Below are 24,420 nucleotides of genomic sequence, written 5' to 3'. Positions count from 1 at the left end.
CCGGTCGACGTCAAGCAGCCGGAATCGGTCAGCCGCGTGATGTCGGAGTACTTCCAGCCGTAGCGGGTTCCGGTGCCACGGCCTGCCGCATTGGCCCGATCGCCTGACATTGGAGAAGCACTTTCTTGCCCGGTCGACTGTCGCCGTCACGCGCCGCCGAGGGAACTGAACTGGATGCCGGCCAGCCGCCAGCCCTCGGGCAGCTCGACCCAGGTCTGGCTGACGCGGACCGTCAACGCCATCTCCTGCCCGCGCCAGGCCGAGCGGCTGCGTTGGACGCACCGGACGATGGCCGCATGACCGTAGAAAGACGCCTCGACTTCGCTGCTCTCCAGGCTGGTGTAGCCGAACTCGGCGAACTTACCGACCCACTGTGCTTTGTCGAGCACGTAGCCCTGCTCGCCGATGGACCGGAAGTCGTCGGCCAGCAACGCGTTCAGCGCTTCGGTGTCGGCACGTAGCTCGGCCTCGTCGAAGGCACTCTGGAGCCGAAGGATGTCTGAGAGCACGAGCAGATCCTGCCCGACCGTGCGTTCGGGTGGAAGCCGACCGGTGGCCGGGTCCGCGCGGACCCGGCCACCGGTGCTCCCCCGTCGTTCAGCTCGCGGTGCAGGTCACCGCGGGCGCGGCGTTGGTGCCGTTCCAGCCGGCGACGAAGCCGAAGCTGGTGCTGGCGCCGGCGCCGAGCCGGCCGTTGTAGTCGACGTTGCGGGCGGTGTACGACGCACCGGAGTTGCTCAGCGCGGCGTTCCAGGACTGGCTGACCGTCTGGCCGTTGGCGAAGGTCCACCTCGTCGTCCAGCCGGTGATGGCGGCCGAGCCGGCGGTCACCTTCACCTCACCCTGGAAGCCGCCCTGCCACTGGTTGACGATGGTGTAGCTGGCCGTGCAGCCGCCGGCCGGGGGCGTTGTGGGCGGCGGCGTGGTCGGGGTGGGGGTCGGCGGGGTCGGCGTGCTGCCGGAGTAGACCGAGGCCTCTCTGGCGGTCGCCCTGATGCCGTTGGCGCCGTTGAAGATCCGCTGACCCCAGCTGGTCAGCTGGGCCGGATTGAAGCTGGTGGCCATGTCCAGGTACTCGACGCCGCCGCCGTTGCCGCTCCACGACCAGCCGAGCCAGCCGATCCGGTTGGCCTGGCTGTAGGACAGGATGGTGTCCTCGTCCGGGTTGCCGTCGGAGTGGTTGAAGCCGAACTCGCCGACCACGATGGGCAGCCCGGCGCTGCGGAACCGGCCGAGGTAGTCGGTGATCTCGGCGGCGGTGTCGAAGACGCCGTACATGTGGATCGAGAAGACCGTGTTCCTGGCCGGGTCGGCGTTGAACACCGTCGCGGCGTTGTCCCGCATGGTGAAGGACCAGTCCTGGCCCCAGTTCGGGGCGTCCACCATGATGGTGTGCGCGATCCCGCCGGCGCGCAGCCGCTTGATCGCGTTGGCGTTGTCGGTGGCCCAGGTCGCGTAGCCCTGGTTGCCGTACGGCTCGTTGCCGATGTTGACGATGACGTACTTCTCCTGGCCGTTGAGCGCACCGGCGATGCTCAGCCAGTAGTCGACCGCCCGGTCGAGGGTGATCGCCCCGCTCTGCTCGCCGTAGCCGGTGGTGTCGTGCACCTCCAGCACGCAGATCAGCCGGTTGGCCTTGCAGAGCGAGATGACGTTGCTGACGTCGGCGGCGCTGTTCTTCGTCCAGCGGTCGCCGCTGGACAGCACCACCCGGACGGTGTTCGCGCCGAGCGCCTTGACGTTGGCGAAGGAGCTGGTCTGCTGCGGGTACCAGGTGTGGGCGTGGTTGACGCCGCGCATGACGAACTCGACGCCTCCCGCGTCGTAGAGCCGGCCGTTGGCGACCGAGAACCCGGTTGCGGCGTGGGCCGGCTGGACGAACGCGAAGACGGCGGCGAGGAGGGTGAGCAGGGCGGCGCCGGCGACGGTGAGTCGCTTTCTCATGGCATTCCTCAGGGTCGACCCCGTGCCCTGGCGGGGTGGCGGTGGTGACGACGGTCGTGGCGGCTGTAGCCCGGCAGCCGCCGCTCGACTCCCTGGTCGCGCGCAGGCATCAGCGTAGGCCGATGCGATCGGGAAAGCAACCGGTTAAGTTGAACCCCGCCTCTGCGGCGCGAACGGTGGCAGCCCACGCCGACCGCGGCCCGCCACCGGGCGGCACCCCACCACAAGATGTGCCGCCATGGGGCGCCGAACCGGTTAAGCCCGGACCCTAGGCCGCCGCCCGAACCGTCGTCAAGGGCAGGCGGCGGGCGGCGGGAACCGGGGCGGACGCCGCGCCGAAAGGGGACGGCCGGGGTTGACCCGCACCCGGTGGGGTATCCCGTGACGATCGGTCGGGCGGAAGGAGAAACCAGGATGGTCACCGTCGGCTACACCCTGATGTGCGAGCAGGCCGGCCCCAAGCAGCTCGTCGACTATGCGGTGCGGGCGGAGGCGGCCGGCTTCGACCAGCTGGTGATCTCCGACCACTACTACCCGTGGCTGGACTCCCAGGGGCACTCCCCGTACGCCTGGTCGGTGCTGGGCGCGGTCGCCCACGCCACCAGCCGCGCCGAGCTGATGTCCTTCGTGACCTGCCCGATCCTGCGCTACCACCCGGCCGTGGTCGCGCAGAAGGCCAGCACGATCGGCACGCTCTCCGACGGCCGGTTCACCCTCGGCCTCGGCGCCGGCGAGAACCTCAACGAGCACGTGGTCGGCGGCTGGCCGCACGTGCAGCAGCGGCACGAGATGTTCGAGGAGGCGTTGCAGATCATCCGGCCGCTGCTCAACGGCGAGACCCTGACCTTCTCCGGCAACCACTTCGACGTCCCGGAGGCGTACCTGTGGGACCGGCCGGACGAGCCCGTGCCGATGGCCGTCGCGGCCTCCGGGCCGTCGTCGGCCGCGCTCGCCGCCGAGTACGCCGACGGCATCGTCGCCACCGAACCCGACCGCCGGATCATCCAGCTCTACGACGACGCGGGCGGCGCCGGTCAGCCCCGCTACGGCCAGGTGGCCATCTGCTACGGCCCGGACGAGGCCGAATGCCGCAAGATCGTGCACGACCAGTTCCGCTGGTTCGGCATGGGCTGGAAGGTCAACGCCGACCTGCCCGGCCCGGAGGCCTTCGCCGCCGCCACCCAGTACGTCCGCGAGGAGGACGTCGCCGAGGGCATCTCCTGCGGCCCCGACGTCGACCGGCACGTCGAGGCGTTCAAGCAGTTCGTCGACGCGGGCTTCACCCACGTGGCGATCGTGCAGGTGGGCGGGGAGACCCAGCCGATGTTCCTGGACTGGGCACAGGAGGAACTGCTCCCCCGGCTGCGCGAACTGTGAGGCTGCGCCGGCGCGCACCGGGACGCTTCGGGACGGCGGAGCTGCGGCTCGCCCTGGCCGCACCCCGCCCGGCCGCCGGGCTCACCAGCGAGTGGCGGCTGGTGGACGGCCTGCGCACGCACACCCGCCGCTCCCGCAACCCGGGCAGTGACGCGCCGCCGGTGGTGCTGGTGCACGGGCTCGCGGTCTCCCACCGCTACCTCACCCCGCTGGCCGTCGAACTCTCGACCACCCATCCGGTGTACGTGCCGGACCTGCCCGGCTTCGGGCTGACCGAGCGCCCCGGGCGGGCGTACGACGTCGGCCGGCACGCCGCGTTCCTGGCGGCCTGGCTGGCCGCGTACCGGCTGCCGCCCGCCTGCCTGGTGGGGCACTCGTTCGGCGCGGAGGTCGTCGCCGCGCTGGCCGCGCGCCGGCCTTCGGTGGTCCGGGCAGTGGTGCTGGCCGGCCCGACCAGCGACCCGGCCGCCCGGTCCCGCCGGGGCCTGATCGGCCGTTGGCTGCTGGACACCGTGGCGGAAGCGCCGCTACAGGCGCCCGTCCTGCTCCGCGACGTGTGGGACGCCCGCCCCTGGCGGGTCGCCGCCACCGTGTCGCACTCGGTGCGCAACCCGGTGGAGGAGGACCTGGTCCGGATCACCGCGCCGACCCTGGTGCTGGGCGGGGCCAGGGACACCGTGGCGCCGCCCGCCTGGCGGACCGAGGTGGCCCGGCTGATCCCCCGCGCGCGCACGGCGAGCGTGCCGCGCGCCGCGCACAACGTGGTCGCCACCGCGCCCCGGCAGGTGGCCGGCGCGATCCGAGTCCTGCTCACTCCCCAGACTGCGAAGGTGGAACCATGCGCATCGGAAACACGGAGGTCCGGTTCCTCGGCGGCGGCCTCGGCTGCCTCCTGATGATCCTCTTCTCGATCCTCGCCTCGGTCGTGCTGACGGTGCTGCTGAACGTGATCATCTAGGCGTCCCGTCCGGTGGGCCACCGCCGTCGTCTCCGACGGCGGTGGCCACGCTCAGAGGGGACGCCAGGCGGCCGGGTCGTCGCTGCCCTCGACCATGCGGATCGACGCGGCGAGGTCGAGGGCACCGTCCCGCCCTCCGACCGAAGCCGACCCCGCCTCGCTCTCGAGGTTCACCTCCGCCACGCAACGCGCGCAGCTCGGCACCTGCGCCACCCGGTACGCCCCGAACCCCTTCGGCCCGTCGACCGCGTACGCCGGACGGCCGGCCACGGTCAGCTTCGTATCCCCGAAGTCCGAGCCGTCGCCCGCGTACATCCCGTCGGTCACCCCGACGAGGACGTCCCGTCCGGTGGCCCGACCGGCCGCGGTCGACACCGCGTAGTACGCGAAGACGCTGAGCCACCGTCCTCGGAAGGTCCGCACCTCCACCCCGTCAAGGACGCTGCCGGGCGGATCGGCGACCGGCGCGAACGGCACGGTCATCGCCGTCGTCTCCCAGATCAGACCCGCCACGATCTGGCGCGCGACGGCCTCCGGCCTGGGCAGCTCCCGCACGGTGACGGAGATCGAGCCGCCCGGCGCGTACTCCCAGGAGAGCACCGTCTCCCCGTCACCGGTCCAGAGGTGGGCGGGGTGACCGTCCACCGGCGCGACCGGCCTGCCCGGCAACGGGGGTGGAGTCGGGCCGCCGCCCAGCTGTGGTTCCCGCTGCTCGGCGAGCACGTCGACCCCACGCGCTCCCATCCGCACCATCACCGAACCGGTGAATGCCATGATCGGGCCCGCCTCGACCGGACCGCCCGGGCTGATCGCGTCCGGCACGTCCGCACTCGCCATGATCATCTTTCGGTCGGAGCGGTACGACTGGTGACCGGCGTTCGGGGGGAGCGATCCGAGGCGGAACATCCGCTGCCTCGGATCCAGCGCTTCGGGTGCCACCGTCGGTGCGGAGCCCCGGGTCGCCGTCGGCGCGCTACGGCTGGGCTGGGGAGACTTCTCGTCGCCGGGCGTCACGGCGGGACGCAGGCCCCCCGTCAGGACCGCCGACCCGAGAAGGACCGCCGCGGCGACGCCCGCCACCGCACCGGCGGCGAGCCCACGGCGACGGCGCACCGCCCGCTCCCCCGCGGCCAGCAGCGTCTGCGCCGGCACGCCACCGGCCGGCAGGTCGTCGGCCGCCCGGGCCAGCAGCGACCGGACCAGCGTCTCGTCGTCCCGGTTCACCGGTTCACCTCCGTCCCGTCGCCCACCGGCAAGTGCCGGCGCAACGCGGCCAGCCCGCGCGCCGTCTGGCTCTTCACGTTCCCCGTCGAACAGCCGAGCACCTCGGCGGTCTGCTCCACGCTGAGGTCGGCGTAGAAGCGCAGCACCAGCACCACCCGCTGGCCGGGCGGCACCGCCGCGAGCGCGGTCCGCACCGCCACCGCGTCCACGACCGAGTCGCCGGGGCCGGACGGACCGCCCCGGGACTCCGGCTCGGGTGACCGTTCGAAGAGCTGCACGCCGAACCAGCGGGAGCGCCGCTCCTGCCGGAACGCGTTGACCAGCATCCGGTGCACGTACGCGCCGATGTCGTCGGCGCCCCGCGCCCGGCCCCACTTCACGTAGAGCCGGGTCAGGGTCTGCTGCACCACGTCGTCGGCCCGGTGCGCGTCACCGGTCAGCAGGTACGCCGCCCGTCGCAGCTTCGGTGTCGCCGCCTCGACGAACTCGACGTACTCCTGCCGTTGCGCGGCATGCATCGACCACTCCCCGTTCCCGGACGCCGGCGTCCTTACCGTACGGATGGGCGTGGGGCCCGGTTCGGTTGCACGGGTCAGGGAAGCAGCCACGCCGCCTCGTCTCCGGGACGGTCGACCAGCCGCACGGCGGCGGCGAGGGCGAGGGCGCCGTCGGGGCCGCCCAGCGCGGCAAGACCCCGGATGGTGAGCACGACGACCTCGGCGGCGCAGTCCGCACCCAGCCCACCCACCCGGTACGCCCCGAGGCCGCCCGGCGCGGCAGCCATTCCGGCGGCCGGCGTGGCGTCCCGGACCACACCGACGGTCAGGTCCTCGTGCGGGCCCGCCGCGCCCGGCACCCGGTATCCGCACCGCGCCCGGTGCCATCGCCCGTGCCGCCAGTCCAGGACCGTCGTCGCCCAGCGCGCGCCGTCGGGTGCGGCGACGGTGCGGAAGGGCACCCGGGCCGGATGGTCCGTCCAGACCAGCCCCTCGGCGATCCGGCCCAGCGTCTGCGCCGGGCGGGACAGGTTGGTGCCCAGCACGGTCACCGCCACGCCGGGCTGGTGCTCCCAGGACAGCGAGGTGTGCCCGTCGTCCGGGTCGGCGTCCAGCCGTGCCGTCCGGCCCTGCACGGACACGTCCGGGCCGCGCCGCCAGCCGCGCCGTGTCGCGGTCAGGTCGACGGCGGGCCCCACCCGCACCGACACCACCCGGCTGCCGGCCATCGGCCCCGTCACCGGACCCTCCCAGGCGATCAGGGACCGTTCGCCCCGGTGGCTGGCACACGTCCGGTGGGTCATCCCGTCGGGCAGCCAGTCCGTGCGGAACAGCGGCCGTACCAGGTCCAGGTCTTCCCTGCCGTGCATCGGCCGCTCCCCCGCGTCGTCAGTGCCGTCACCGTGGTGATGGCCGTGGCGGCCGGAAGGGTTGCACCGGCAGCCGCCGGGGTGCGGCCGGGATGCCGTCGGTCGACACGACATGCGGCGTGTCGGGGTGACCGGCGGCGGGGATGCCCCGACCCGCCGCGATTGGGGGTTGTGGGCGGCGCACAGCTTCCCCGCCCTCGCGGGTGACGCGGACGGTCACCTCCCCGATCGGGCGGCCGGCCTTCGTGCGCTGGCGGCGAGCCGGGTCAGGCCGGGCGCAGGTCCAGCTCGGCGACGACCGGATAGTGGTCGGAGGCGCGGTCGGCGTCGCCGCCCCGGACCACCCGTACCTCGCGGGTCAGCGCGGCGACCGGCGCCGTGCCGAGCAGGTAGTCCAGCCGCATGCCGGCGAACTCCGCCCCGCCGTGCCGGGTCGGCACGGTCAGCCCGTCCGCCTCGCTCGCGCCGGGGGCGCGGGCCCGCCAGAGGTCGACCAGGCCGGCGTCGAGCAGGCGGGCGACGGCCCGGGTGTCGACGGTGCCGCCGTCGCGGCGCAGGTGCCGGCGGCGGTAGTGCATTGGCAGGCCCGCCAGCCGGTCGGTGTGCTCCGCGGTCGGCTCCAGGGTGTTCAGGTCACCGGCGAGCAGCGCCAGCGGGGAGCCGGTACGCCGCACGGCGGCGGCCAGCCAGTCCGCCTCCATCCGGCGCCGGCCGCCCGAGTACGGATGCAGGTGGGTGCTGAACACCGTCAACGGCCCCGACGCGGTCGCCACCCGTACCCAGGCGGCGGCGTGGTGGAACGGCCGGCGCACCGGGCCGGTCGCCAGCACCTGCAGCGGCGGGCGGACCAGCACGGCCACCGGCTGCCCGAAGCAGGAACGCGCCAGGTGCGGGCGCATGCCCACCCGGCGCGCGACGTCGTCGAGCAGCCCGCCCCGGTCGAAGCCCCGCAGCTCCTGCAGGGCCAGCACGTCCGGCCGCTGCGCGGTGGCCACCCCGAGCAGCAGGTCCCGGCGGTCGGGCCCGTGCCGGTCCCGCCCGCCGGTCCTGATGTTCCAGGTCATCACCCGCAGCATGGGCGCCGCCTCACTGCGGCCGGGCGGCCTTGGCCAGCTCGTCGTCGAGTTCGCCGATCTGCTCCGACTCGATCGCCGGCCGGTTGCCCTCGTAGACGTCGGCGTTGGGGCGGACCACCCAGTAGAGCAGGCCGATCCAGAGCGCGCTGAGCAGGATCGCGCCCATGAAGTCCGTCGGGTGGTGCATGCCCCGGTACATCCGGGAGACGGCCACCCCGACCGGCATGATCACGGCCAGCGCCACGAACAGCCAGCGCCACCAGCGGTCGGTGCGCGGCAGGACGACCAGCGTGATCGCCGCCCAGACGCAGATCGTCGCCGCGATGTGGCCGGAGGGGAAGGAGGAGGTCGGCATGGGGCCGTCCAGGTTGCCCACCGGCGGGCGCGGCCGGTCCACCGCCGCGGAGGAGGCGAGGAAGAGGCTCAGCTCGCCGAACATGGTCAGCGCCACGAAGAGCACCGGCCGCCAGCGCCGCCACACCGCCAGTACGAGCGGGCAGAAGACCAGCGAGATGAGCAGGATGGCGTGGGTGTCGCCGGCCTTGCTCCACCAGTAGCTGACGTCGTCCCGGCCCGGGGTGCGGTGCTCGGCGAACCACCTCGGCACCTCCGTGTCCAAGGTGGCGAAGAAGGTTCCGCCGGCGTAGTAGCTGACGAACATCCCGAAGCCGTAGAGCGCGCCGAGCACCAGCACCCAGCCGGCCAGCAGCTCGAAGACGGCGGCCCGGGGGTGCGGCAGCACGTGCGCCTCGTCGGGGGCGGGGGCGACCTCGTGCGCGGCCTCGGGCTCCAGCCCCTCGGTCAGCGCCGGCACCCGGCGGCCGCGCTCCAGCCGCCACAGCCGGAAGGCGTACGCGGTGACGCCGAGCCAGGCGGCACCGAGCAGCCAGGCCCCGAGCACGTCGGAGACGAAGTGCACGCCGAGCGCGACCCGGGTCAGGCCGATGAGGAAGACGACCAGGGCGACCAGGGCGATCGCCGGCTTGCGCCAGCGGGGCGACAGGGCCGGCAGGAACACCAGCAGCAGCGCCCCGTACGCGACGAAGGAGCCCAGCGCGTGGCCGCTGGGGAAGCTGTCCCCGGCGTAGGTGCCGATCGGCACCTCCACCTCGGGGCGCAACCGGTCGACCAGGGTCTTCAGCGCCGGGTCGAGGATCAGCGCGCCGAGCCCGGTCACGATCAGGAACACCGCGAGCCGGCTCTGCCGACGGATCAGCAGCCCGATCACGGCGACCGAGATCAGCCAGATGAGCACCGCCCGGCCGCCCAGGTCGGTGAGGGCGTTGAGCACGGTCACCAGCGGCCCGTGCGGCGCGACCAGGTCGTTGAGCCAGGCCGCCACGCCGTGGTCGACGTCGTAGAGCGGGGTCCAGCGGACCCGGACCAGCACCAGCAGCAGCCCGAAGCCGACGCCGGTCCCGAGCACGAGTGCCAGGCCGGCGAGCGTCCGCTCGGTGAAGTGACCCAGTGGTCGTCGTAACACGTCGATGACCGCGCTCACGGCAGCCTCCCTCTCGCTCCTGGCGAGGCGCTGTACCCGATCCGCGCTCCGCGTACACCGGGGGTGACCGCGGCGACGGCTACAGCGAGGTCATCTCACCGGTGTCGTAGAGCGGCTCCCCCCGCTCGGACTCCGGCTCCCACAGGTCCGGCTGGGCCGGCTCCTGCACCCCGATCCGCATCGCCTCCAGCTGGGCGGCGAAGGCCAGGCCGCCGAAGAGTGCCACGCCGGTGAGGTTGGCCCAGAGCAGCAGGGCCATCATCCCGGTCAGCGCGCCGTAGGTCTGCCCGAACCCGTCACTGAACCGCACGTACCCGGCGAGCAGCAGGCTGGCCACCCACCAGAGCACGGTGGCGATCCCGGCGCCGAAGAAGAGCCAGGACAGGCCGGGCTGGTTGCGCCGGGGCGCCTGCCGGAAGAGCACCGCGACCGCGAGCACCGTCAACCCGAGGCTCAGCGGCCAGCGGATCACGTCCCAGGCGCCGGCGGCGAACGCGCCCCACTCGTAGTGCCGCTGCACGGACTCGCCCATCGCCCCGCCGCCGACCAGGATCAGGAACCCGGCCAGCGCCGGTACGCCGGCGGTCACCGCGAGCACGGCGGCCCGGGCGTACTTGGCCAGGGCCGGGCGGTCCCGTTCCACGCCGTAGATCCGGTTGGCGCCGCGTTCGATCTGGGCCATCGTGGTGGTCAGCGCGACCAGGCCGGTGAGCAGACCGAGGGTGAGCGCCAGTTCCCCGGCCCGCTCGGTGCGCTCCCCGTCGCCGAGCAGCTCGCGGACCACCGACTCGCTCTGGCCGGGGGTGAGGGCCAGCACGGTGTCGGCGACCACCTGGCCGCCCTCCTCCACGCCGAGCTCGGTGATCAGACCGGTCAACGCGATCATGAACGGCACCACGGCGAGGCAGAGCTGGAGGGCGAAGGCGCGGGAGTGGCTGAACCCGTCGCCGTAGCGGAACCGGATGAAGGCGTCCCGCAGCAGGCACCAGCCGCCCTGCCGGCGCAGGGTGTGCCAGGCGTCGTCGGCGGAGAGCTCCTCCTCCGACATCAACCGGGTCTCGGGGACGAGCCTGGTGCTACTCACGGCGGGCCTCCTCGATCAGCCGCTCACCCCGCTCCGCCGCGGCGTCGGCGTCGGCGGCCAGGTCGGGATGGCGCTCCGGGCGTGGCACGCAGAGCCAGAGCGACTCCGGTTTGATCTCGACCTTGAGCGAGCGCCCGGGCTCGATCAGGTCGCCGTCGAGCTGCCGCGGCTGCGGCCGGTTGCTGGTGATCTCCACGCGGCGGGCCCGCAACACCTCCATCCGGGGCACGCTGCCCCGCCGGCGTACCAGGGCCCAGCCCATGGCCAGCCAGTGGCGCAGCGTACGGGGGGTGAGCACGGCCACGTCGAGCCAGCCGTCGTCGGGCTCGGCGTCGGTGAGCAGGCGCACCCCGCCCTGGAGCCGGCCGACGTTGGCGACCAGCACGGTGCGGGCCCGGCGGCGCAGCGGCGGCCGGCCGTCGACGCGGATCGACACCCGCATCGGCCGGTCGCGAAGATGCTTGGCGGCCCCCACGACGTACGCCGGCCAGCCGATGCGCGCCTTGGTCGTCTCGGAGGTGTCCTGGAGCATCTGGGCGTCGAAGCCCATTCCGGCCATCACCGCGAAGTACCGGTCCTCGACCGCGCCGACGTCCAGCCGGCGCATCCCGCGCTCCACCGCCACCTGCAGCCCGGCGGCGAGGTCGTTGGAGAGCCCGAGGTTGGCGGCGAGCAGGTTGCCGGTGCCCTGCGGCAGCACGGCCAGGGCGGCCTCGGTGCCGACCAGTCCGCTGATGCAGGCCATCACGGTGCCGTCGCCGCCGCAGGCGAAGACCACCTGGGCGCCGGCTTCGACGGCCGCCTCGGTCTGGCCCCGGCCCGGGTCCTCGACCGTGGTCTCGTACCAGGCCGGCGCGGGCCAGCCCGCCGCGGCGAGGGCGTCGTCCACGATACGGCGGAACTGGTCCAGATCGGTCACCTTCGAGGGGTTGACCACCACCGCCGAGCGCGGCGGGGCGTCGTCGGCGGTCACCGGGCGCGTCTGCTCTCCACCATCCACGGCGCAAGTGTGCAGCAAGCGGGGCCGGTCAGCGAGCCGACGCGGGGCGACGTTGCACAAGCCGCAATCAGGTTTGAAGTCCGCCGCCACCGGTCGGCCCGCTCGCCCCGGCCCGCGCGCTCGGTCGTCCCCGGCCCGGCCGGCGCCGGAGGAGCACCCTCGTTTCAGGCCGCCGTCCGCAGGGCGGTTTCGACCCGGCGGCGCAGGTCGTCCAGGTTCAGCCCGGCCTCGGTGAGCACCAGGGCGGCGAGGCCGCCGCCCTCGCGGAGCAGTCCGAGCAGGATGTGCTCGGTGCCGATGTGGCGGTGGCGCAGCCGGATCGCCTCGCGCAGCGAGAGCTCCAGCACCTTCTTGGCGCGGGGTGAGAACCGTCCGGCGTCGTGCCGCCGGAAGCCCCAGCGGCGGCGCGGCGCGGGCACGGCCTCGCGCAGCGCGTCGGGGCCGAAGGACTCCTCGATGCGGGCGACGATGGCGGTGAGGTCGATGCCGATCTCCCGCAGCGCGGCGGCGTCGGCCTCGCCGAGCCCGCTGGCGCCCGGCGCGGTGTGCCGGGCGATGGCCGCGCGCAGGTCCTGGGCGCGCACCCCCGCCTCGGCGAGCACCCGGCCGGCCAGGGCGTCGTCGTCGGCGAGGACGCCGAGCAGCAGGTGCTCGGTGCCGACCGGCCGCTGCCGCTCGGCCCGCGCCTCGTCGAGCGCCCGGTGGACGACCGCACGGGCCCGGTCGGTGAACCGTTCGAACATCACGCCTCCCAGGTTCGGTGGACCGCCGGTCGCCCGGCGTGCTTCTTGTGGACCGCCTGCCGGCTGACCTCGAGCGCGTCGGCGATGTCCTGCCAGGACCAGCCCTGCCGTCGGGCGTTGTCCACCTGGACCACCTCGAGCCGTTCGAGGAGCCGGCGCAGGGCGAGCACCGCCCGGAGCCCGACCTTCGGGTCGGTGCTGCCGGCGGCCGCCGCGAGTTCCGTTGCCTGACTCATGCCGTCAACTTACGTTGACACTCGCCGGTCTGTCAACCTTCGTTGACAGGTTCGGTCGCCGACACGGCCCCGGACGGCCCGTACCGAGGGGGTCGGCGGTGTTACGGTCCGCTGATGTTCCGCCGCGCCCCCACCCACCGACCCGAGCCGACGACCTGCCGTCTCACCGCCGGGCGGGTCGCGTTGCAGATCGCCGGCGGCAGCGTGGTCGGCCACCGCTATCCGGCCAACTTCGACGTGCTGCACGTCGACCCGACGCTGCCCTTCGCCGCCGTGGTGGACGGCATGGGCTCCGGCGAGGGTGCCCGGGTGGCCGGCACCACGACGATGACCACCCTGGTCGAGGCGGTGCGCGCCGACTGGCCGGCCGTCGGCCCGCGCCAGCTGCGCGCGGCGGTAGCCGACGCCCGCTCCCTGGTACGCGCCGCCGGCGCGCGGCTGACCGAGCTGACCGGCTGCACGGTGACCGCCCTGCTGGTCGAGCCGGACGGCGAGCAGGTGTGGCTGCTCCAGCTCGGCGACTCGCGGGCGTACCGGCTGCGCGACGGCGTGCTGGAGCTGATGACCGTCGACCACACGGCCGCCTGGCTGGGGCTGCTGCACGGCTGGCACCGGGCCGGCTCCCCGGAGGCCGCCCGGGCCCGCTACCAGCTGCTGCGCTACGTCGGTCACCCCGACAACCCGGACGCGGACCTGCTCACCGTGCCGCTGAGGATCGGCGACACCTGGCTGCTGTGCACCGACGGGGTGAGCGACCAGGTCGACTACCACCGGATGCGGGAGGCCCTCGCGGGCGGCGACCCGACGCGGGCGGTCCGGAGCCTGCTGGCCATCAGCCTCGCCGAGGGCGGCGAGGACAACGCCACCGCCGTGGTGCTCCGCGTCCAGCCCGCGGGCGAGGGTGACGGCGCACACCCCTGATTGCTGACATTCCGTGCAATTATCGTCAGCATGTCGACCGAGCGTCTGGAGACCATCCTCGCCGCCGCGTACGAGTGCTTCACCCGGCACGGCGTGCGCCGCACCACGATGGACGACATCGCCACCACCGCGGGGATGTCCCGCCCCGCCGTCTACCAGTACGTGCGCAACAAGGACGACGCGTACCGCCGGCTGGCCGAACGACTATTCGCCGACTCCCTCGCCCAGGCCCGCAGCGCGGCCACCGCGCCCGGCGCCGACCTGGCGCAGCGCCTGCACGACGTGCTCGCCGCCAAGCTCGACCTCACCCTGCGGCTGCACCGGGAGAGCCGGCACGCCGCCGAACTCCTCGACACCAGCACCCGGCTCACCGGGGACCTCGTCGAGGCGTACACCGGGGAGCTGACCGACGTGGTCGCCGGCGCGCTCGCCGACGCCGCCGGCCCGCGTGCCCGCGCCGTCGCCGACGTGCTGGTCGCGCTCACCCGCGGCCTGGAGGCCGACCTCACCGACCCCGACCTGCCACGGCGGCGGCTGCGCGACGGGGTCGCGCTGGTCGTCGCCGGCCTCGCCCACCCGGCAACTCCCGCCTGACACGCCGAACGCGCCCGCCCCGGTGTACCGATCCCGGCCCGCCCGGGCGGCGGCGCGACTAGCGTCGGTGGCGTCGGCGTGGCCGTACGGTGCGGGACGCCCGGGAGGTGAGCCGGATGACCACATCCAGCGGCGCGCCCGTGGTGGCCGGCGTCAGCACGTCACCGCGGGCGCTGGAGGTCGTCCGGCTGGCCGCCCGGGAGGCCGCCGAGCACGGCCGCGACCTGGCCCTGTTGCACGCCTTCAACTGGCAGGCGGCGTTCGAGGCCAGCTCGGTCTTCGAACCCCGCGTCGAGGCCGACGAAATGATCTCCCAGGCCACCGCGGCCGCCACCGCGGTGGAGCCGGAGCTGTCGGTAAGCGGCGAGGTCGTCGAGGGGCCGCCGGTCGCGGCGCTGATCCGCCGCTCCCAGTCGGCGTTCCTGGTGGCCATCGGCGACAGCGGCATGGCCGGTCGCGGAGGCTGCGCGCCGGCCGACGCCCCGGCGGTGCAGCTCGCCGCCCGGGCCGGCTGCCCGGTGCTGGTGGTCCGCCCTGACCCGCCCGTCGCCGGGCCGGTGCTGATCGGGGTGGACGGATCACCGAGCTCGCGGATCGCGCTCGACTTCGCCTTCGACTGCGCCGCCCGCCGGCAGGCCCGGCTGCTCGCGGTGCGGGTCATCGAGCCGGGACGCCCCGACGACGGCGAGGACCTGCTCATCGAGGCGGTGGCCGAGGCCGGGCGGCGGCACGGCAGCGTCGCCGCGGAGTGCCACACCATCCACGGCGACCCGAGCGCCGTCCTCGTCGAGCAGTCGCGGTCGGCCCAGCTGGCGCTGGTCGGCGCCCGGGGCGACGAACCGTGGCGCGGGATGCTCGGCGAGGTGAGCCAGAGCCTGCTCTACCACGCGCCGTCGCCGGTGATCGTCGTACGCGGACTGACCGGCACCTCGCCGGACGGGCCATGACGCCCCCCGGTTCCGGGACCAACGACCCTGATCCGCTCGCGCCCCGGCAGGCGACGCTGGACCGGCCCGGGTGGATATCCGCCTTAGGGACGCAGAAGTCCCCGACGCGCGAGAGGCTATTGCAGCATGGACACCGCTCTCGACCTGCACAGCCCACTGACCGAAGACGAGCTGCGCCGGCTGGACGCCTACTGGCGGGCGGCCAACTACCTCACCGTCGGGCAGATCTACCTGCTGGACAATCCGCTGCTGCGCGAGCCGTTGAGGCCCGAGCACCTCAAGCCGCGCCTGCTCGGCCACTGGGGCACTAGCCCGGGTCTGAACCTGCTCTACGCGCACCTCAACCGGGTCATCGTCCAGCGCGACCTGTCCGCCATCTTCGTCACCGGCCCCGGCCACGGCGGTCCGGCCCTGGTGGCGAACACCTGGTTGGAGGGCACCTACAGCGAGCTGTACCACGCCGTCAGCCAGGACGAGCGGGGCATGGCCCGGCTGTTCCGCCAGTTCTCCTTCCCCGGCGGCATCCCGAGCCATGTGGCGCCGGAGGTGCCGGGTTCGATCCACGAGGGCGGTGAGCTGGGGTACGCCCTCAGCCACGCGTACGGCGCGGCCTTCGACAACCCGGACCTGCTGGTCGCCTGCGTCATCGGCGACGGCGAGGCGGAGACCGGGCCGCTGGCGGGCAGCTGGCTCTCCAACGTCTTCCTCAACCCGGCCCGCGACGGGGCGGTGCTGCCCATCCTGCACCTCAACGGCTACAAGATCGCCAACCCGACGGTGCTCGACCGGATCCCCGGCGAGGACCTGATGGAGCTGATGCACGGCTTCGGCTACCAGCCATACCTCGTCGCCGGCGACGACCCCGCCACGGTGCACCAGGCCCTCGCCGCCACGCTGGACCGGGCGGTCGACGAGATCACCGGGATCCAGCGGCGGGCTCGCTCCGGCGGCGCCGTCGAGCGCCCCCGCTGGCCCATGATCATCCTGCGCACGCCGAAGGGCTGGACCGGTCCGCGCGAGGTCGACGGCAAGCGGGTCGAGGGCACCTTCCGGGCCCACCAGGTGCCCGTCTCCGAGGTGCGCAGCAACCCGGCCCACCTGGCCGAGCTGGAGCGCTGGCTGCGCAGCTACCGCCCGGAGGAGCTCTTCGACGCCACCGGCGGCCCGGTCGCCGAGCTGGCCGCCCTGCCACCGCGGGGCGCCCGCCGGATGAGCGCCAACCCGGTGGCCAACGGCGGCCTGCTGCTGCGCGACCTGGAGCTGCCGGACTTCCGGGACTACGCGGTCGACGTCCAGCAGCCGGGCAAGCCGGCCGCCGGCGCCACCGGCGTCCTCGGCCCGTGGGTCCGCGACGTGATCACCGCCAACCCGCAGACCTTCCGCCTCTTCGGCCCCGACGAGGTCGCCTCCAACCGGCTCGGCGCCGCCTTCGAGGTCACCGGCCGGACGTTCGTCGCCGGCACGGTCGACGGCGACGACCACCTCTCCCCCGACGGCCGGGTGATGGAGGTGCTCTCCGAGCACCTGTGCCAGGGCTGGCTGGAGGGCTACCTGCTCACCGGCCGGCACGGCATCTTCACCAGCTACGAGGCGTTCATCCACATCGTCGACTCGATGGTCAACCAGCACGCCAAGTGGCTCAAGGTGACCCGGGGCATCCCGTGGCGCAAGCCGCTGGCGTCGCTGAACTACCTGCTCTCCAGCCACGTCTGGCGGCAGGACCACAACGGCTTCTCGCACCAGGACCCGGGCTTCATCGACCACGTGGTCAACAAGAAGGCCGAGGTGGTCCGGGTCTACCTGCCGCCGGACGGCAACACGCTGCTCTCCACCATGGACCACTGCCTGCGCAGCCGGCACTACATCAACGTGGTGGTGGCCGGCAAGCAGCCCGCGCCGAACTGGCTGACCATGGATGAGGCGATCCAGCACTGCCGCCGTGGCCTGGGCATCTGGGACTGGGCCAGCACCGACGAGGGCGCGGAACCGGACGTGGTGCTGGCCTGCGCGGGCGACGTGCCGACCCTGGAGACCCTCGCCGCGGCGGACCTGCTGCGCCGGCACCTGCCCGAGCTGAAGGTGCGGGTGGTCAACGTGGTCGACCTGATGCGGCTGCAGCCGCCGTCGGAGCACCCGCACGGCCTGACGGACAACGAGTTCGACACCATCTTCACCCGCGACAAGCACATCATCTTCGCGTACCACGGCTACCCGTGGCTGATCCACCGGCTCACCTACCGGCGGACCAACCACGACAACCTGCACGTGCGCGGGTACCGGGAGGAGGGCACCACCACCACGCCGTTCGACATGGTGATGCTCAACGACCTGGACCGTTTCCACCTCGTCATCGACGTCATCGACCGGGTGCCGGGGCTCGCCGCGCGCGCCGCCCACCTGCGCCAGGAGATGGTCGACGCCCGGCAGTCCTGCCGCGATTACACCCGCCGTCACGGCGAGGACGACCCCCGGGTCGCCGAGTGGCGCTGGATCCGCGAGACCGACCCCGCCCTGCGGAGTGGGCAGTGAGCCGATCGCCCGGCGCGGGACGGTGGGCCCGATGAGCGGCGCCGAGATCCTGGTCGGCTACGACGGTTCCGCCGACGCCGGGGTGGCACTGGACTGGGCGTTGGACGAGGCGCAGCGCAGCGGCCGGGCGGTCCGCCTGGCGCACGTCTTCGAGTGGCTGGCCGTGACCGGCTGGATCGGCCCCGGGGTGGCCCCCGGCATCTGGCCCGACGAGACCGCCCGCCGCCAGGTCGAGGAGCTGGTCCGCAAGGCGGTCGCCGACGCCGCCGCCGCGCGGCCGGGCCTGACGGTGCGGGGCGAGGTGTACGACGGGCCGCCCGCCCTGGTGCTGCAGGAGCGGTCCGCCGACGCCGGGCTGCTGGTGCTGGGCAGTCGCGGGCACGGTGGCTTCGCCGGCCTGCTCGCCGGCTCGACCGCCGTCGCGGTGACCGCCCACGCGCACTGCCCGGTGGCGGTGGTCCGGGCCGGGCAGGCCCCCGCGGCCGGGCCGGTGGTGGTCGGCGTCGACGGCTCCGAGGCCGCGCGGGTGGCGCTCGGCTTCGCCGTCGAGAGCGCCGCGCAGCGGCGGGTGCCGCTGCGGGTGGTGCGGGTCCTCGCGGCACCGCCGGAACAGGACGAGCGCGCCGCCGTCGCCGCGGGACGGGCGGCCGTCCAGGAGGCCCTCGCCCCCTGGCGGGACGCCCTCCCCGACGCCGGCGTCGACGTCGAGGTGCTGCCCGGCAACCCGGCCGCGGCCCTGGTGGAAGCCAGCCGCAGCGCCCAGCTCGTGGTGGTGGGCAGCCGCGGCCTGGGCGGGCTGCGCGGCATGCTGCTCGGCTCGGTCAGCCAGCAACTGCTGCAGCACGCCTCGTGCCCGGTCGTGGTGGCCCGGGAACGCTGACGGCACCGGGCGCGGCTGCGCGCCCGGTGGCCGGGCCCGGTCCGCCTGCGCTGCGGCGGACCCGGACATCGCGCAGGATGGATGGAATGCGACCCGCCCCGCTGCCCGCCGGGATGGGTGCGACGGGCAACATGAGCAACACGGAAAGGTCGTCACGATGAGCCACGAGAAGCCGGCCCAGGATCGCCCGCTGACCACCGCGCTCGCGGAGGCCGCCGCGACCGCCGGTTACGCCCCCTCGGTGCACAACACGCAACCCTGGCGGTGGGTGGTCCTGCCCGACGCGCTGGAACTGCGGATCGTCCGGGACCGTCAGCTCACCGCCACCGACCCGGAGGGGCGGCTGCTCGCCATCAGCTGCGGCGCGGCGCTGCACCACGCCCGGCTCGCGCTGGCCGCCGAGGGCTGGACGGCGGTCGTGGAGCGGCTGCCCGACCCGGCCCAGCCGGACCTGCTGGCCCGGCTCACCGGGCTGCACCGCTCCGGGACGGATCCGGATGCCATGCGCATGGTGCAGTGCATGCAGGTGCGGCACACCGACCGGCGGCCGGTCAGTGACGAGCCGGTGCCGACCGCCGCCGTCGGTGACCTCGCCCGGGCGGCCGCCGCCGAGGGCACCCGCCTGCAGCTCCTCGACTCCGACCAGGTGATGGAGCTGGCCGCCGCCGCCTCCCGCGCCGAGGTGGTCGAGGCGAAGGACCCGCAGGTGCGCGAGGAGCTGCAGTACTGGACCAGCCGGGCGGCCGATGCCGGCACCGGCCTGCCGCCGGAGGTGCTGCCCGAGCAGCAGCCGCAGACCACCGTCCCCGGCCGCGACTTCGGCCGCCCCGGCACCCTGCCGGTCGGCCCCGGCCACGACAAGGCCGCCGTGTACGCGCTGCTCTACGGCGACGAGGACGAGCCGGACAGCTGGCTGCGCGCCGGTGAGGCGCTCTCCGCGCTCTGGCTGACCGCCACCCGCCTCGGCGTGTCCGTGGTGCCGCTCTCCGGCGTGGCCGAGGTGCCCGGCACCCGGCAGACGCTGCGTCAGCTGCTCAGCGGGCTCGGCTTCCCGTACCTCGTGGTGCGGCTGGGGATCGCGGACCCGGCTCACGCGGGGCCGCCGCACACCCCGCGGCTCCCTGCCGAGCAGGTGGTCGACACCTCGGCCGTACGCGATCAGCACTCCTGACGATCTCGTGCCCGGCGGCCACCGGCGATAGCATCGCCTGCGTGGTCGCCAGCACGCCGAGCCCCCGGCACGAGCCCCTCGCCCCGTCGCTGGGCCTGAGCCCGCTGTCCCGGGTACGCCTCGACGAGCTGCTCCAGGAGATGCTCGACCGGGTCGGCGAGGTGGTCACCAGCCGGGAGCGGCTGCGCGCCCTGCTGGACGCCGTGGTCGGCATCGGCACCGACCTCGACCTGCGCAGCACCCTGCAACGCATCGTGGAGTCGGCCTGCGAGCTGGTCGGCGCCCGCTACGGCGCGCTCGGCGTGATCGGGCCGGACCGGCTGCTGCACGACTTCATCGTGCACGGCATCAGCGACGAGCTGCACGCCCGGATCGGCGACCTGCCGCACGGGCGGGGCGTGCTCGGCCTGCTCATCGACGAACCGCGCCCGGTACGCATGCCCGACATCACCCGGCACCCCAAGTCGTACGGCTTCCCGCTGCACCACCCGCCGATGCACAGCTTCCTCGGCGTGCCGGTCCGCATCCGCGACCAGGTCTTCGGCAACCTCTACCTGGCCGAGAAGCAGGGCGGCCCGGAGTTCACCGAGGACGACGAGGAGATCGTGGTCGCGCTCGCCGCCGCGGCCGGCGTGGCCATCGAGAACGCCCGCCTCTACGCGCTGGCGCACCGGCGGGAACGCTGGCTCGCCGCCACCGCCGAGATCACCTCGGTGCTGCTCGGCGAGGTCCGGCGTACCGACGCGCTGACCCTGGTGGCCCGCCGGGCCCGGGAGGTCGCCGAGGCGGAGCTGGCTCTGGTGCTGCTCTACGACGCCGACGCCGGCCAGTTCACCGTCGAGGTGGTCGACACCGCCGACGGCACCGACCGGGGGCTGGTCGGTGCGGTGCTGCCGGCCGCCGAGACCAGCTTCGCCGGCCCGGTCACGGAGCACCGGCACGAGCTGGTGGAGAACCTCGCCCAGGCCGCCCCCTGGCCGGCGCCGGTGGTCGCCGGCCCCGCCGTGGTGTCCCCGCTCGCCGCCGCCGACACCCTGCACGGCGTGCTGGTGATCGCGCACCGGCCGGACTCCGCGCGCACCGCCGACGACGACGTGCGGTTGCTGGGCAGCTTCGCCGGCCAGGCCGCGCTGGCCATGGAACGCGCCCGCGGCCAGGAGGAACGGGAGCTGCTGGTGGTCCTGGAGGACCGCGAACGGATCGCCCGTGACCTGCACGACGTGGTGATCCAGCGGCTCTTCGCCACCGGCCTGCAACTGCAGAGCGCCGCCCCGATGACCGCCCGGCCCGAGGTCACCAAGCAGATCAACGCCGCCGTCGACGACCTCGACGCCACCATCCGGGACATCCGGCGGACCATCTTCGAGCTGCGCACCCCGATGAGCGCGGCGCTGCGCACCGAGATCCGGGAAGCGATCGACCTGGCCGCCGAGTCGCTCGGCTTCCGCCCCGCCGTGGAGCTGGACGGGCCGATCGACAGCGCCGTGCCGGAACCGGTCCGCCCCGACCTCACCGCCGTGCTGCGCGAGGCGCTGTCCAACGCCGTCCGGCACGCCGAGGCCACCCGGGTCGCCGTCACCGTCCGGGTCGACGCCGCCCGGGTCGCCGTCACCGTCACCGACGACGGCGTCGGCTGCGACCCGGCCGCCGCGCGCGGCGGGCTGGTCAACCTGCGCGAGCGCGCCGAGCGCCACGGCGGCGAGTTCGAGGTAAGCCGGGCGCAGCCGCACGGCACCGAGCTGTTCTGGTCCGTCCCACTGCGCGACTGAGCCGGTGCCGTCAGGGCGGCGGGTGCCCGGGTGGCGACGCGCTCAGCGGGTCTTGCCGAGCAGGCGGGTGGCGAGCACCGCCGCCTGGGTACGCCGCTCCAGGCCCAGCTTGGCCAGCACGCTGGAGACGTAGTTCTTCACCGTCTTCTCGGCCAGGAACATCTTCCCGGCGATCTCCCGGTTGGTCAGCCCCTCGGCGACGTACTCCAGGATGCGGCGCTCCTGCTCGGTGAGCGTCTTGAGCTCCCGGGGCTGCTCGACGCCGCTGCGGATGCGCTCCAGCACCCGGGTGGTGATCGCCGGGTCCAGCAGGGACTGACCGGCCGCCACCCGGTGCACCGCGTCCACCAGGTCGGTGCCGCGGATCTGCTTGAGCACGTAACCTGCCGCCCCCGCCATGATCGCGGCGAAGAGCGCCTCGTCGTCCTCGTACGAGGTGAGGATCAGGCCCTTGATCGAGGAGTCCACGGCCCGGACGTCCCGGCACACGTCGATGCCGTTGCCGTCGGGCAGCCGGGCGTCGAGGATCGCCACCTCCGGCCGGAGGGCGGGGATACGCCGGACGGCCTCCTGCGCGGAGCCGGACTCGCCGACCACTTCGATGTCACCGCTGCTCTGCAGCAGGTCGGCAAGGCCACGACGGACGACCTCGTGGTCGTCGAGGAGGAACACCCGGATCATTCCTCGTTTCTACCCGCCCCGGCCGTCGTCGGCACGGGCCGAAGGTCCCTACCCTGCGGCGTCAGCGCGGGAAGGGGGGCCCGGGCGGACGGGACGTCCGGCCCTGCCCCGCCCACCGGGCGGTGACGCACTCTACAGGTGAACCAGCGGGTGGCGGCCCGACCTGCCACGGAAGGAGCATCACCATGGACACCGGCTTCACCGTCGCGCAGCTGCGCTCCGCCACCGCGGACGCCGTCCGCGCGCCGTCGCTGCACAACACCCAGCCCTGGCGGTTCCGGCTCCGCGACGGCGGCATCGAGCTGTCGCTCGACCCGGCCCGGCGGCTGCCCGCCACCGACCCGAGCGGCTGGGGCGCCCGGATCTCCTGCGGGGCGGCCCTGTTCAACCTGCGCCTCGCCCTCGCCGTCGCCGGCACCCCGGCCACGGTGCGGCTACGGCCGTACCCGACCGAACCGGACGTGCTCGCCCGGCTGGTCCCGGCCACCCCACGGCCCGCCACCCCCACCGACCGCAGCCTGTACGCGGCCGTCCCGCGCCGGTTCAGCAACCGCGCGCCGTTCTGGCCGGACCCGGTGCCGGCCGACGTTCGATGGCGTCTCGGCGAGGCGGCCCGCGCCGAGCAGTGCTGGCTGGAGCTGGTCATCGGCACCAGCGCGGTCAACGCCTTCGCCGCGGTCGCCCGCAGCGCCCACCGGGTGCTCGAACGCGACCCCGACTACCGGCGGGAACGGGCGGCGTGGATCCGCCGCGAACCCGCGCCCGACGGAGTACCGGCCGCCGCCGGCGGCCCGCAGAGCGAACCGCAGGATCTGCTGCCGATGCGCGGCTTCGGCGACCACAGCCGCGCCCCCGGCCGGGACTTCGAGCCGGAGCCACTGGTCGCCGTCCTCGGCTCCGCCGGCAACACCGCCGCCGACCAGGTCCTGGCCGGGCAGGCCCTGCAACGGGTGCTGCTCACCGCGACCGACGCCGGGCTGAGCGTCTCCCTGCTGTCCCAGCCGATCGAGGTGCCGGGGGCACGCGAGGCGCTGCGGTTGTCGCTCGGCCGGTTCGGCACGCCGCAGATGGTGATGCGGGTCGGCTACGGCCTGCCCGGCGTGGCCACCCCCCGGCGGAGCGTGGACGAGGTGCTCGACCTGCCCGTCGTGTCGGCCTGAGCCGTACCCCTCGCCCGCGCCGCCGGGCGGCTGCCGGCCCCGCCCCCGTCGCCGGGGCCGGCAGGGACTCAGGCGGGACGCGGGCTGCCCAGCAGGACCGCCTCCCGCTCCGGGTCCAGCCCCACCGCCGCGCGCGCCGGCCGCCCGGCCCGGGCCGGCACCGACCCCACCTGCCGCAGCCACCGCCAGGTGTCCGCGACCGTCTCGGCCACCGGACGGCAGGTCAGCCCCGACGCGTACGCCTTCTCCACGCCCCGCTCCTGCAACCAGCGGAACTCGTGGCCGCGCGGCACCCAGACCGGCAGGTCGTTCCAGGGCAGCACCCCGGCCGCCAGGATGTGCTCCGGATCCGTCCACCGGAGCCGGGCGCCCGACCCGGTCGCCGCCACCACCGCCGCCAGCAACTCCCCCATGGTCGCGTGCCCGGTGCGGCCGATCACGTTGAACGCCCCGCCGACCCGCTCCGCGCCCCGGTCGAGCATCCAGGCGGCCAGGTCCCGCACGTCCACGTACTGGATCGGCAGGTCCTCCGGGCCGGGTGCCAGCACGTCCCCGCCCCGGGCGACCCGCTCCAGCCACCAGGGCAGCCGGCCGATGTCCTCCCCCGGCCCGAGGATCAGCCCGGCCCGGACGAGCAGCGCGGCGTCCCCGAACACCTGGACCGCGGCCCGCTCCCCGCCCGCCTTGTTCTGCGGGTAGTCGCCGTCGTCGGCGTCGGGCGCGGCGTCCACCACCGGCGCCTCCTCCCCCACCCCGGCCGGCACCGGCTGGGCGTAGACGGAGCCGCTGGAGACATAGACGTAGTGCGGCACCGACCCGGCCAACGCCCGCGCCGCGTCCCGCACCGCCCGGGGCGCGCCGTCCCAGGTGTCCACCACCAGGTCCCACTCCCCACCGGCCAGCGCCGCCAGGCCATCCGGCGCCGTCCGATCACCCCGCAACCGGTGTACGCCCGCCGGCACGGCGCCGTGCACACCCCGGTTGAACACCGTCACCGACCAGCCTCTGCGTACCGCCTCGGCGACCGTCGCGCCGCCGACGAACCCCGTTCCGCCCAGCACCAGGAGTCTCATGCGTCCCAGCGTGTCCTGTCCCGGGCGCCGACGGACCCCCCGTTCACCGGTAGCGGATCTGCCATCGGCAGAACCGGGCGTCCGAGGCGGTGGGCGTGGTGGCTCGCGGGTGGTCCGGGCAGCACCCCGTCCAAGGGTGTCCCGGCCCGGCCGCCATTCCGCCCCCGGGATGCCGCCGGTCACGGG

22 protein-coding genes and 2 pseudogenes are annotated in these 24,420 nt (G+C 74.3%); 10 read left to right on the top strand and 14 right to left on the bottom strand.

The features are described 5' to 3' along the window. Window positions 1-146: 146 nt before the first annotated feature. Together ACSNN7_RS17075 and ACSNN7_RS17070 are read right to left on the bottom strand one after the other, a co-directional pair. Window positions 147-509: a DUF4440 domain-containing protein gene (locus ACSNN7_RS17075; protein ID WP_436681792.1), complete on the bottom strand. Its 363-nt coding sequence runs from the start codon at window positions 507-509 to the stop codon at window positions 147-149. Between the two features lie 88 nt (window positions 510-597). Further along, window positions 598-1,944 carry a cellulase family glycosylhydrolase gene (locus ACSNN7_RS17070; protein ID WP_436681791.1) on the bottom strand — a complete coding sequence of 449 codons (1,347 nt, stop codon included), beginning with the start codon at window positions 1,942-1,944 and terminating at the stop codon, window positions 598-600. A 414-nt stretch (window positions 1,945-2,358) separates the two neighbouring features. On the opposite strand from ACSNN7_RS17070, the gene ACSNN7_RS17065 reads away from it, so the two are divergent. Both ACSNN7_RS17065 and ACSNN7_RS17060 read left to right on the top strand, forming a co-directional pair. Then, on the top strand, window positions 2,359-3,321 hold the full coding sequence (locus tag ACSNN7_RS17065) for a TIGR03557 family F420-dependent LLM class oxidoreductase (protein WP_436681790.1): 963 nt from the start codon (window positions 2,359-2,361) through the stop codon (window positions 3,319-3,321). Further along, complete coding sequence (locus tag ACSNN7_RS17060) at window positions 3,318-4,217, top strand: alpha/beta fold hydrolase (RefSeq protein WP_436681789.1); 900 nt, start codon at window positions 3,318-3,320, stop codon at window positions 4,215-4,217. Before ACSNN7_RS17065 ends, ACSNN7_RS17060 begins: the two co-directional genes overlap by 4 nt. A gap of 113 nt (window positions 4,218-4,330) precedes the next feature. On the opposite strand, the gene ACSNN7_RS17055 is transcribed toward ACSNN7_RS17060, so the two are convergent. The 10 genes and pseudogenes from ACSNN7_RS17055 to ACSNN7_RS17010 all read right to left on the bottom strand — a co-directional run bounded on the left by ACSNN7_RS17055 (window position 4,331) and on the right by ACSNN7_RS17010 (window position 12,509). Continuing rightward, window positions 4,331-5,503: a hypothetical protein gene (locus ACSNN7_RS17055; protein WP_436681788.1), complete on the bottom strand. Its 1,173-nt coding sequence runs from the start codon at window positions 5,501-5,503 to the stop codon at window positions 4,331-4,333. After that, the gene (locus ACSNN7_RS17050) at window positions 5,500-6,021 is read right to left on the bottom strand and encodes a SigE family RNA polymerase sigma factor (protein WP_436681787.1); all 522 of its coding nucleotides are present in this window, start codon (window positions 6,019-6,021) and stop codon (window positions 5,500-5,502) included. Before ACSNN7_RS17050 ends, ACSNN7_RS17055 begins: the two co-directional genes overlap by 4 nt. A gap of 74 nt (window positions 6,022-6,095) precedes the next feature. Beyond that, on the bottom strand, window positions 6,096-6,869 hold the full coding sequence (locus ACSNN7_RS17045; RefSeq protein ID WP_436681786.1) for a hypothetical protein: 774 nt from the start codon (window positions 6,867-6,869) through the stop codon (window positions 6,096-6,098). Window positions 6,870-7,135: 266 nt separating this feature from the next. Further along, a complete protein-coding gene (locus ACSNN7_RS17040) occupies window positions 7,136-7,945 on the bottom strand; it encodes an endonuclease/exonuclease/phosphatase family protein (protein WP_436681785.1) in 810 nt (269 codons plus the stop codon). Window positions 7,946-7,955: 10 nt separating this feature from the next. Next, window positions 7,956-9,446 carry a phosphatase PAP2 family protein gene (locus ACSNN7_RS17035; protein ID WP_436681784.1) on the bottom strand — a complete coding sequence of 497 codons (1,491 nt, stop codon included), beginning with the start codon at window positions 9,444-9,446 and terminating at the stop codon, window positions 7,956-7,958. A 79-nt stretch (window positions 9,447-9,525) separates the two neighbouring features. Then, the gene (locus tag ACSNN7_RS17030) at window positions 9,526-10,530 is read right to left on the bottom strand and encodes a YihY/virulence factor BrkB family protein (protein WP_436681783.1); all 1,005 of its coding nucleotides are present in this window, start codon (window positions 10,528-10,530) and stop codon (window positions 9,526-9,528) included. Next, window positions 10,523-11,530 (bottom strand): diacylglycerol/lipid kinase family protein, encoded by a 1,008-nt coding sequence (locus tag ACSNN7_RS17025; RefSeq protein ID WP_436681782.1) that lies wholly within the window; start codon window positions 11,528-11,530, stop codon window positions 10,523-10,525. The genes ACSNN7_RS17030 and ACSNN7_RS17025 overlap by 8 nt, the downstream gene beginning before the upstream one ends. A 191-nt stretch (window positions 11,531-11,721) precedes the next feature. Then, window positions 11,722-11,898 (bottom strand): annotated as a pseudogene (locus ACSNN7_RS17020) (Clp protease N-terminal domain-containing protein); the annotation flags it as partial. Window positions 11,899-12,087: 189 nt separating this feature from the next. Continuing rightward, window positions 12,088-12,273 (bottom strand): annotated as a pseudogene (locus ACSNN7_RS17015) (Clp protease N-terminal domain-containing protein); the annotation flags it as partial. After that, complete coding sequence (locus ACSNN7_RS17010) at window positions 12,273-12,509, bottom strand: helix-turn-helix domain-containing protein (RefSeq protein ID WP_436681781.1); 237 nt, start codon at window positions 12,507-12,509, stop codon at window positions 12,273-12,275. The gene ACSNN7_RS17010 and the pseudogene ACSNN7_RS17015, both read right to left, overlap by 1 nt. Window positions 12,510-12,623: 114 nt before the next feature. Between ACSNN7_RS17010 and ACSNN7_RS17005 the strand changes: the two genes are divergently transcribed. From ACSNN7_RS17005 to ACSNN7_RS16975, 7 genes are all read left to right on the top strand, one after another. Continuing rightward, entirely contained in the window at window positions 12,624-13,430 is an 807-nt protein-coding gene (locus tag ACSNN7_RS17005) for a PP2C family protein-serine/threonine phosphatase (RefSeq protein ID WP_436681780.1), read from the top strand. Window positions 13,431-13,460: 30 nt separating this feature from the next. Further along, on the top strand, window positions 13,461-14,024 hold the full coding sequence (locus ACSNN7_RS17000) for a TetR/AcrR family transcriptional regulator (protein WP_436681779.1): 564 nt from the start codon (window positions 13,461-13,463) through the stop codon (window positions 14,022-14,024). Between the two features lie 116 nt (window positions 14,025-14,140). Beyond that, the gene (locus ACSNN7_RS16995) at window positions 14,141-14,971 is read left to right on the top strand and encodes a universal stress protein (RefSeq protein ID WP_436681778.1); all 831 of its coding nucleotides are present in this window, start codon (window positions 14,141-14,143) and stop codon (window positions 14,969-14,971) included. 126 nt (window positions 14,972-15,097) lie between these two features. Further along, window positions 15,098-17,500, top strand: a complete 2,403-nt coding sequence (locus tag ACSNN7_RS16990; protein ID WP_436681777.1) for a phosphoketolase family protein — start codon at window positions 15,098-15,100, stop codon at window positions 17,498-17,500. A 31-nt stretch (window positions 17,501-17,531) separates the two neighbouring features. Continuing rightward, window positions 17,532-18,380, top strand: a complete 849-nt coding sequence (locus tag ACSNN7_RS16985; RefSeq protein WP_436681776.1) for a universal stress protein — start codon at window positions 17,532-17,534, stop codon at window positions 18,378-18,380. A gap of 157 nt (window positions 18,381-18,537) precedes the next feature. Beyond that, window positions 18,538-19,551 carry an Acg family FMN-binding oxidoreductase gene (locus tag ACSNN7_RS16980; protein WP_436681775.1) on the top strand — a complete coding sequence of 338 codons (1,014 nt, stop codon included), beginning with the start codon at window positions 18,538-18,540 and terminating at the stop codon, window positions 19,549-19,551. A gap of 95 nt (window positions 19,552-19,646) precedes the next feature. After that, the gene (locus ACSNN7_RS16975; protein WP_436681803.1) at window positions 19,647-21,320 is read left to right on the top strand and encodes a GAF domain-containing protein; all 1,674 of its coding nucleotides are present in this window, start codon (window positions 19,647-19,649) and stop codon (window positions 21,318-21,320) included. A 42-nt stretch (window positions 21,321-21,362) separates the two neighbouring features. On the opposite strand, the gene ACSNN7_RS16970 is transcribed toward ACSNN7_RS16975, so the two are convergent. Beyond that, the gene (locus tag ACSNN7_RS16970; RefSeq protein ID WP_436681774.1) at window positions 21,363-22,001 is read right to left on the bottom strand and encodes a response regulator; all 639 of its coding nucleotides are present in this window, start codon (window positions 21,999-22,001) and stop codon (window positions 21,363-21,365) included. A gap of 185 nt (window positions 22,002-22,186) precedes the next feature. On the opposite strand from ACSNN7_RS16970, the gene ACSNN7_RS16965 reads away from it, so the two are divergent. Further along, window positions 22,187-23,161, top strand: coding sequence for an Acg family FMN-binding oxidoreductase (locus ACSNN7_RS16965; protein WP_436681773.1), 975 nt, complete (start codon window positions 22,187-22,189; stop codon window positions 23,159-23,161). Window positions 23,162-23,229: 68 nt separating this feature from the next. Here ACSNN7_RS16965 and ACSNN7_RS16960 read toward each other — a convergent pair whose 3' ends face one another. Beyond that, window positions 23,230-24,234, bottom strand: a complete 1,005-nt coding sequence (locus ACSNN7_RS16960; RefSeq protein WP_436681772.1) for an NAD-dependent epimerase/dehydratase family protein — start codon at window positions 24,232-24,234, stop codon at window positions 23,230-23,232. Window positions 24,235-24,420: the final 186 nt, after the last annotated feature.

The organism is Micromonospora sp. URMC 105 (assembly GCF_051386295.1).
Classification (GTDB): domain Bacteria; phylum Actinomycetota; class Actinomycetes; order Mycobacteriales; family Micromonosporaceae; genus Micromonospora.
This window is presented reverse-complemented; position numbering and strand designations above follow the sequence as displayed.

Coding starts and splice junctions, on each gene's coding strand:
- ACSNN7_RS17070 (WP_436681791.1), bottom strand. CDS start 1,944: ATGAGAAAGCGACTCACCGTCGCCGGCGCCGCCCTGCTCACCCTCCTC.
- ACSNN7_RS17065 (WP_436681790.1), top strand. CDS start 2,359: ATGGTCACCGTCGGCTACACCCTGATGTGCGAGCAGGCCGGCCCCAAG.
- ACSNN7_RS17050 (WP_436681787.1), bottom strand. CDS start 6,021: ATGCATGCCGCGCAACGGCAGGAGTACGTCGAGTTCGTCGAGGCGGCG.
- ACSNN7_RS17045 (WP_436681786.1), bottom strand. CDS start 6,869: ATGCACGGCAGGGAAGACCTGGACCTGGTACGGCCGCTGTTCCGCACG.
- ACSNN7_RS17040 (WP_436681785.1), bottom strand. CDS start 7,945: ATGCTGCGGGTGATGACCTGGAACATCAGGACCGGCGGGCGGGACCGG.
- ACSNN7_RS17010 (WP_436681781.1), bottom strand. CDS start 12,509: ATGAGTCAGGCAACGGAACTCGCGGCGGCCGCCGGCAGCACCGACCCG.
- ACSNN7_RS17005 (WP_436681780.1), top strand. CDS start 12,624: ATGTTCCGCCGCGCCCCCACCCACCGACCCGAGCCGACGACCTGCCGT.
- ACSNN7_RS17000 (WP_436681779.1), top strand. CDS start 13,461: ATGTCGACCGAGCGTCTGGAGACCATCCTCGCCGCCGCGTACGAGTGC.
- ACSNN7_RS16995 (WP_436681778.1), top strand. CDS start 14,141: ATGACCACATCCAGCGGCGCGCCCGTGGTGGCCGGCGTCAGCACGTCA.
- ACSNN7_RS16990 (WP_436681777.1), top strand. CDS start 15,098: ATGGACACCGCTCTCGACCTGCACAGCCCACTGACCGAAGACGAGCTG.
- ACSNN7_RS16985 (WP_436681776.1), top strand. CDS start 17,532: ATGAGCGGCGCCGAGATCCTGGTCGGCTACGACGGTTCCGCCGACGCC.
- ACSNN7_RS16980 (WP_436681775.1), top strand. CDS start 18,538: ATGAGCCACGAGAAGCCGGCCCAGGATCGCCCGCTGACCACCGCGCTC.
- ACSNN7_RS16970 (WP_436681774.1), bottom strand. CDS start 22,001: ATGATCCGGGTGTTCCTCCTCGACGACCACGAGGTCGTCCGTCGTGGC.
- ACSNN7_RS16965 (WP_436681773.1), top strand. CDS start 22,187: ATGGACACCGGCTTCACCGTCGCGCAGCTGCGCTCCGCCACCGCGGAC.
- ACSNN7_RS16960 (WP_436681772.1), bottom strand. CDS start 24,234: ATGAGACTCCTGGTGCTGGGCGGAACGGGGTTCGTCGGCGGCGCGACG.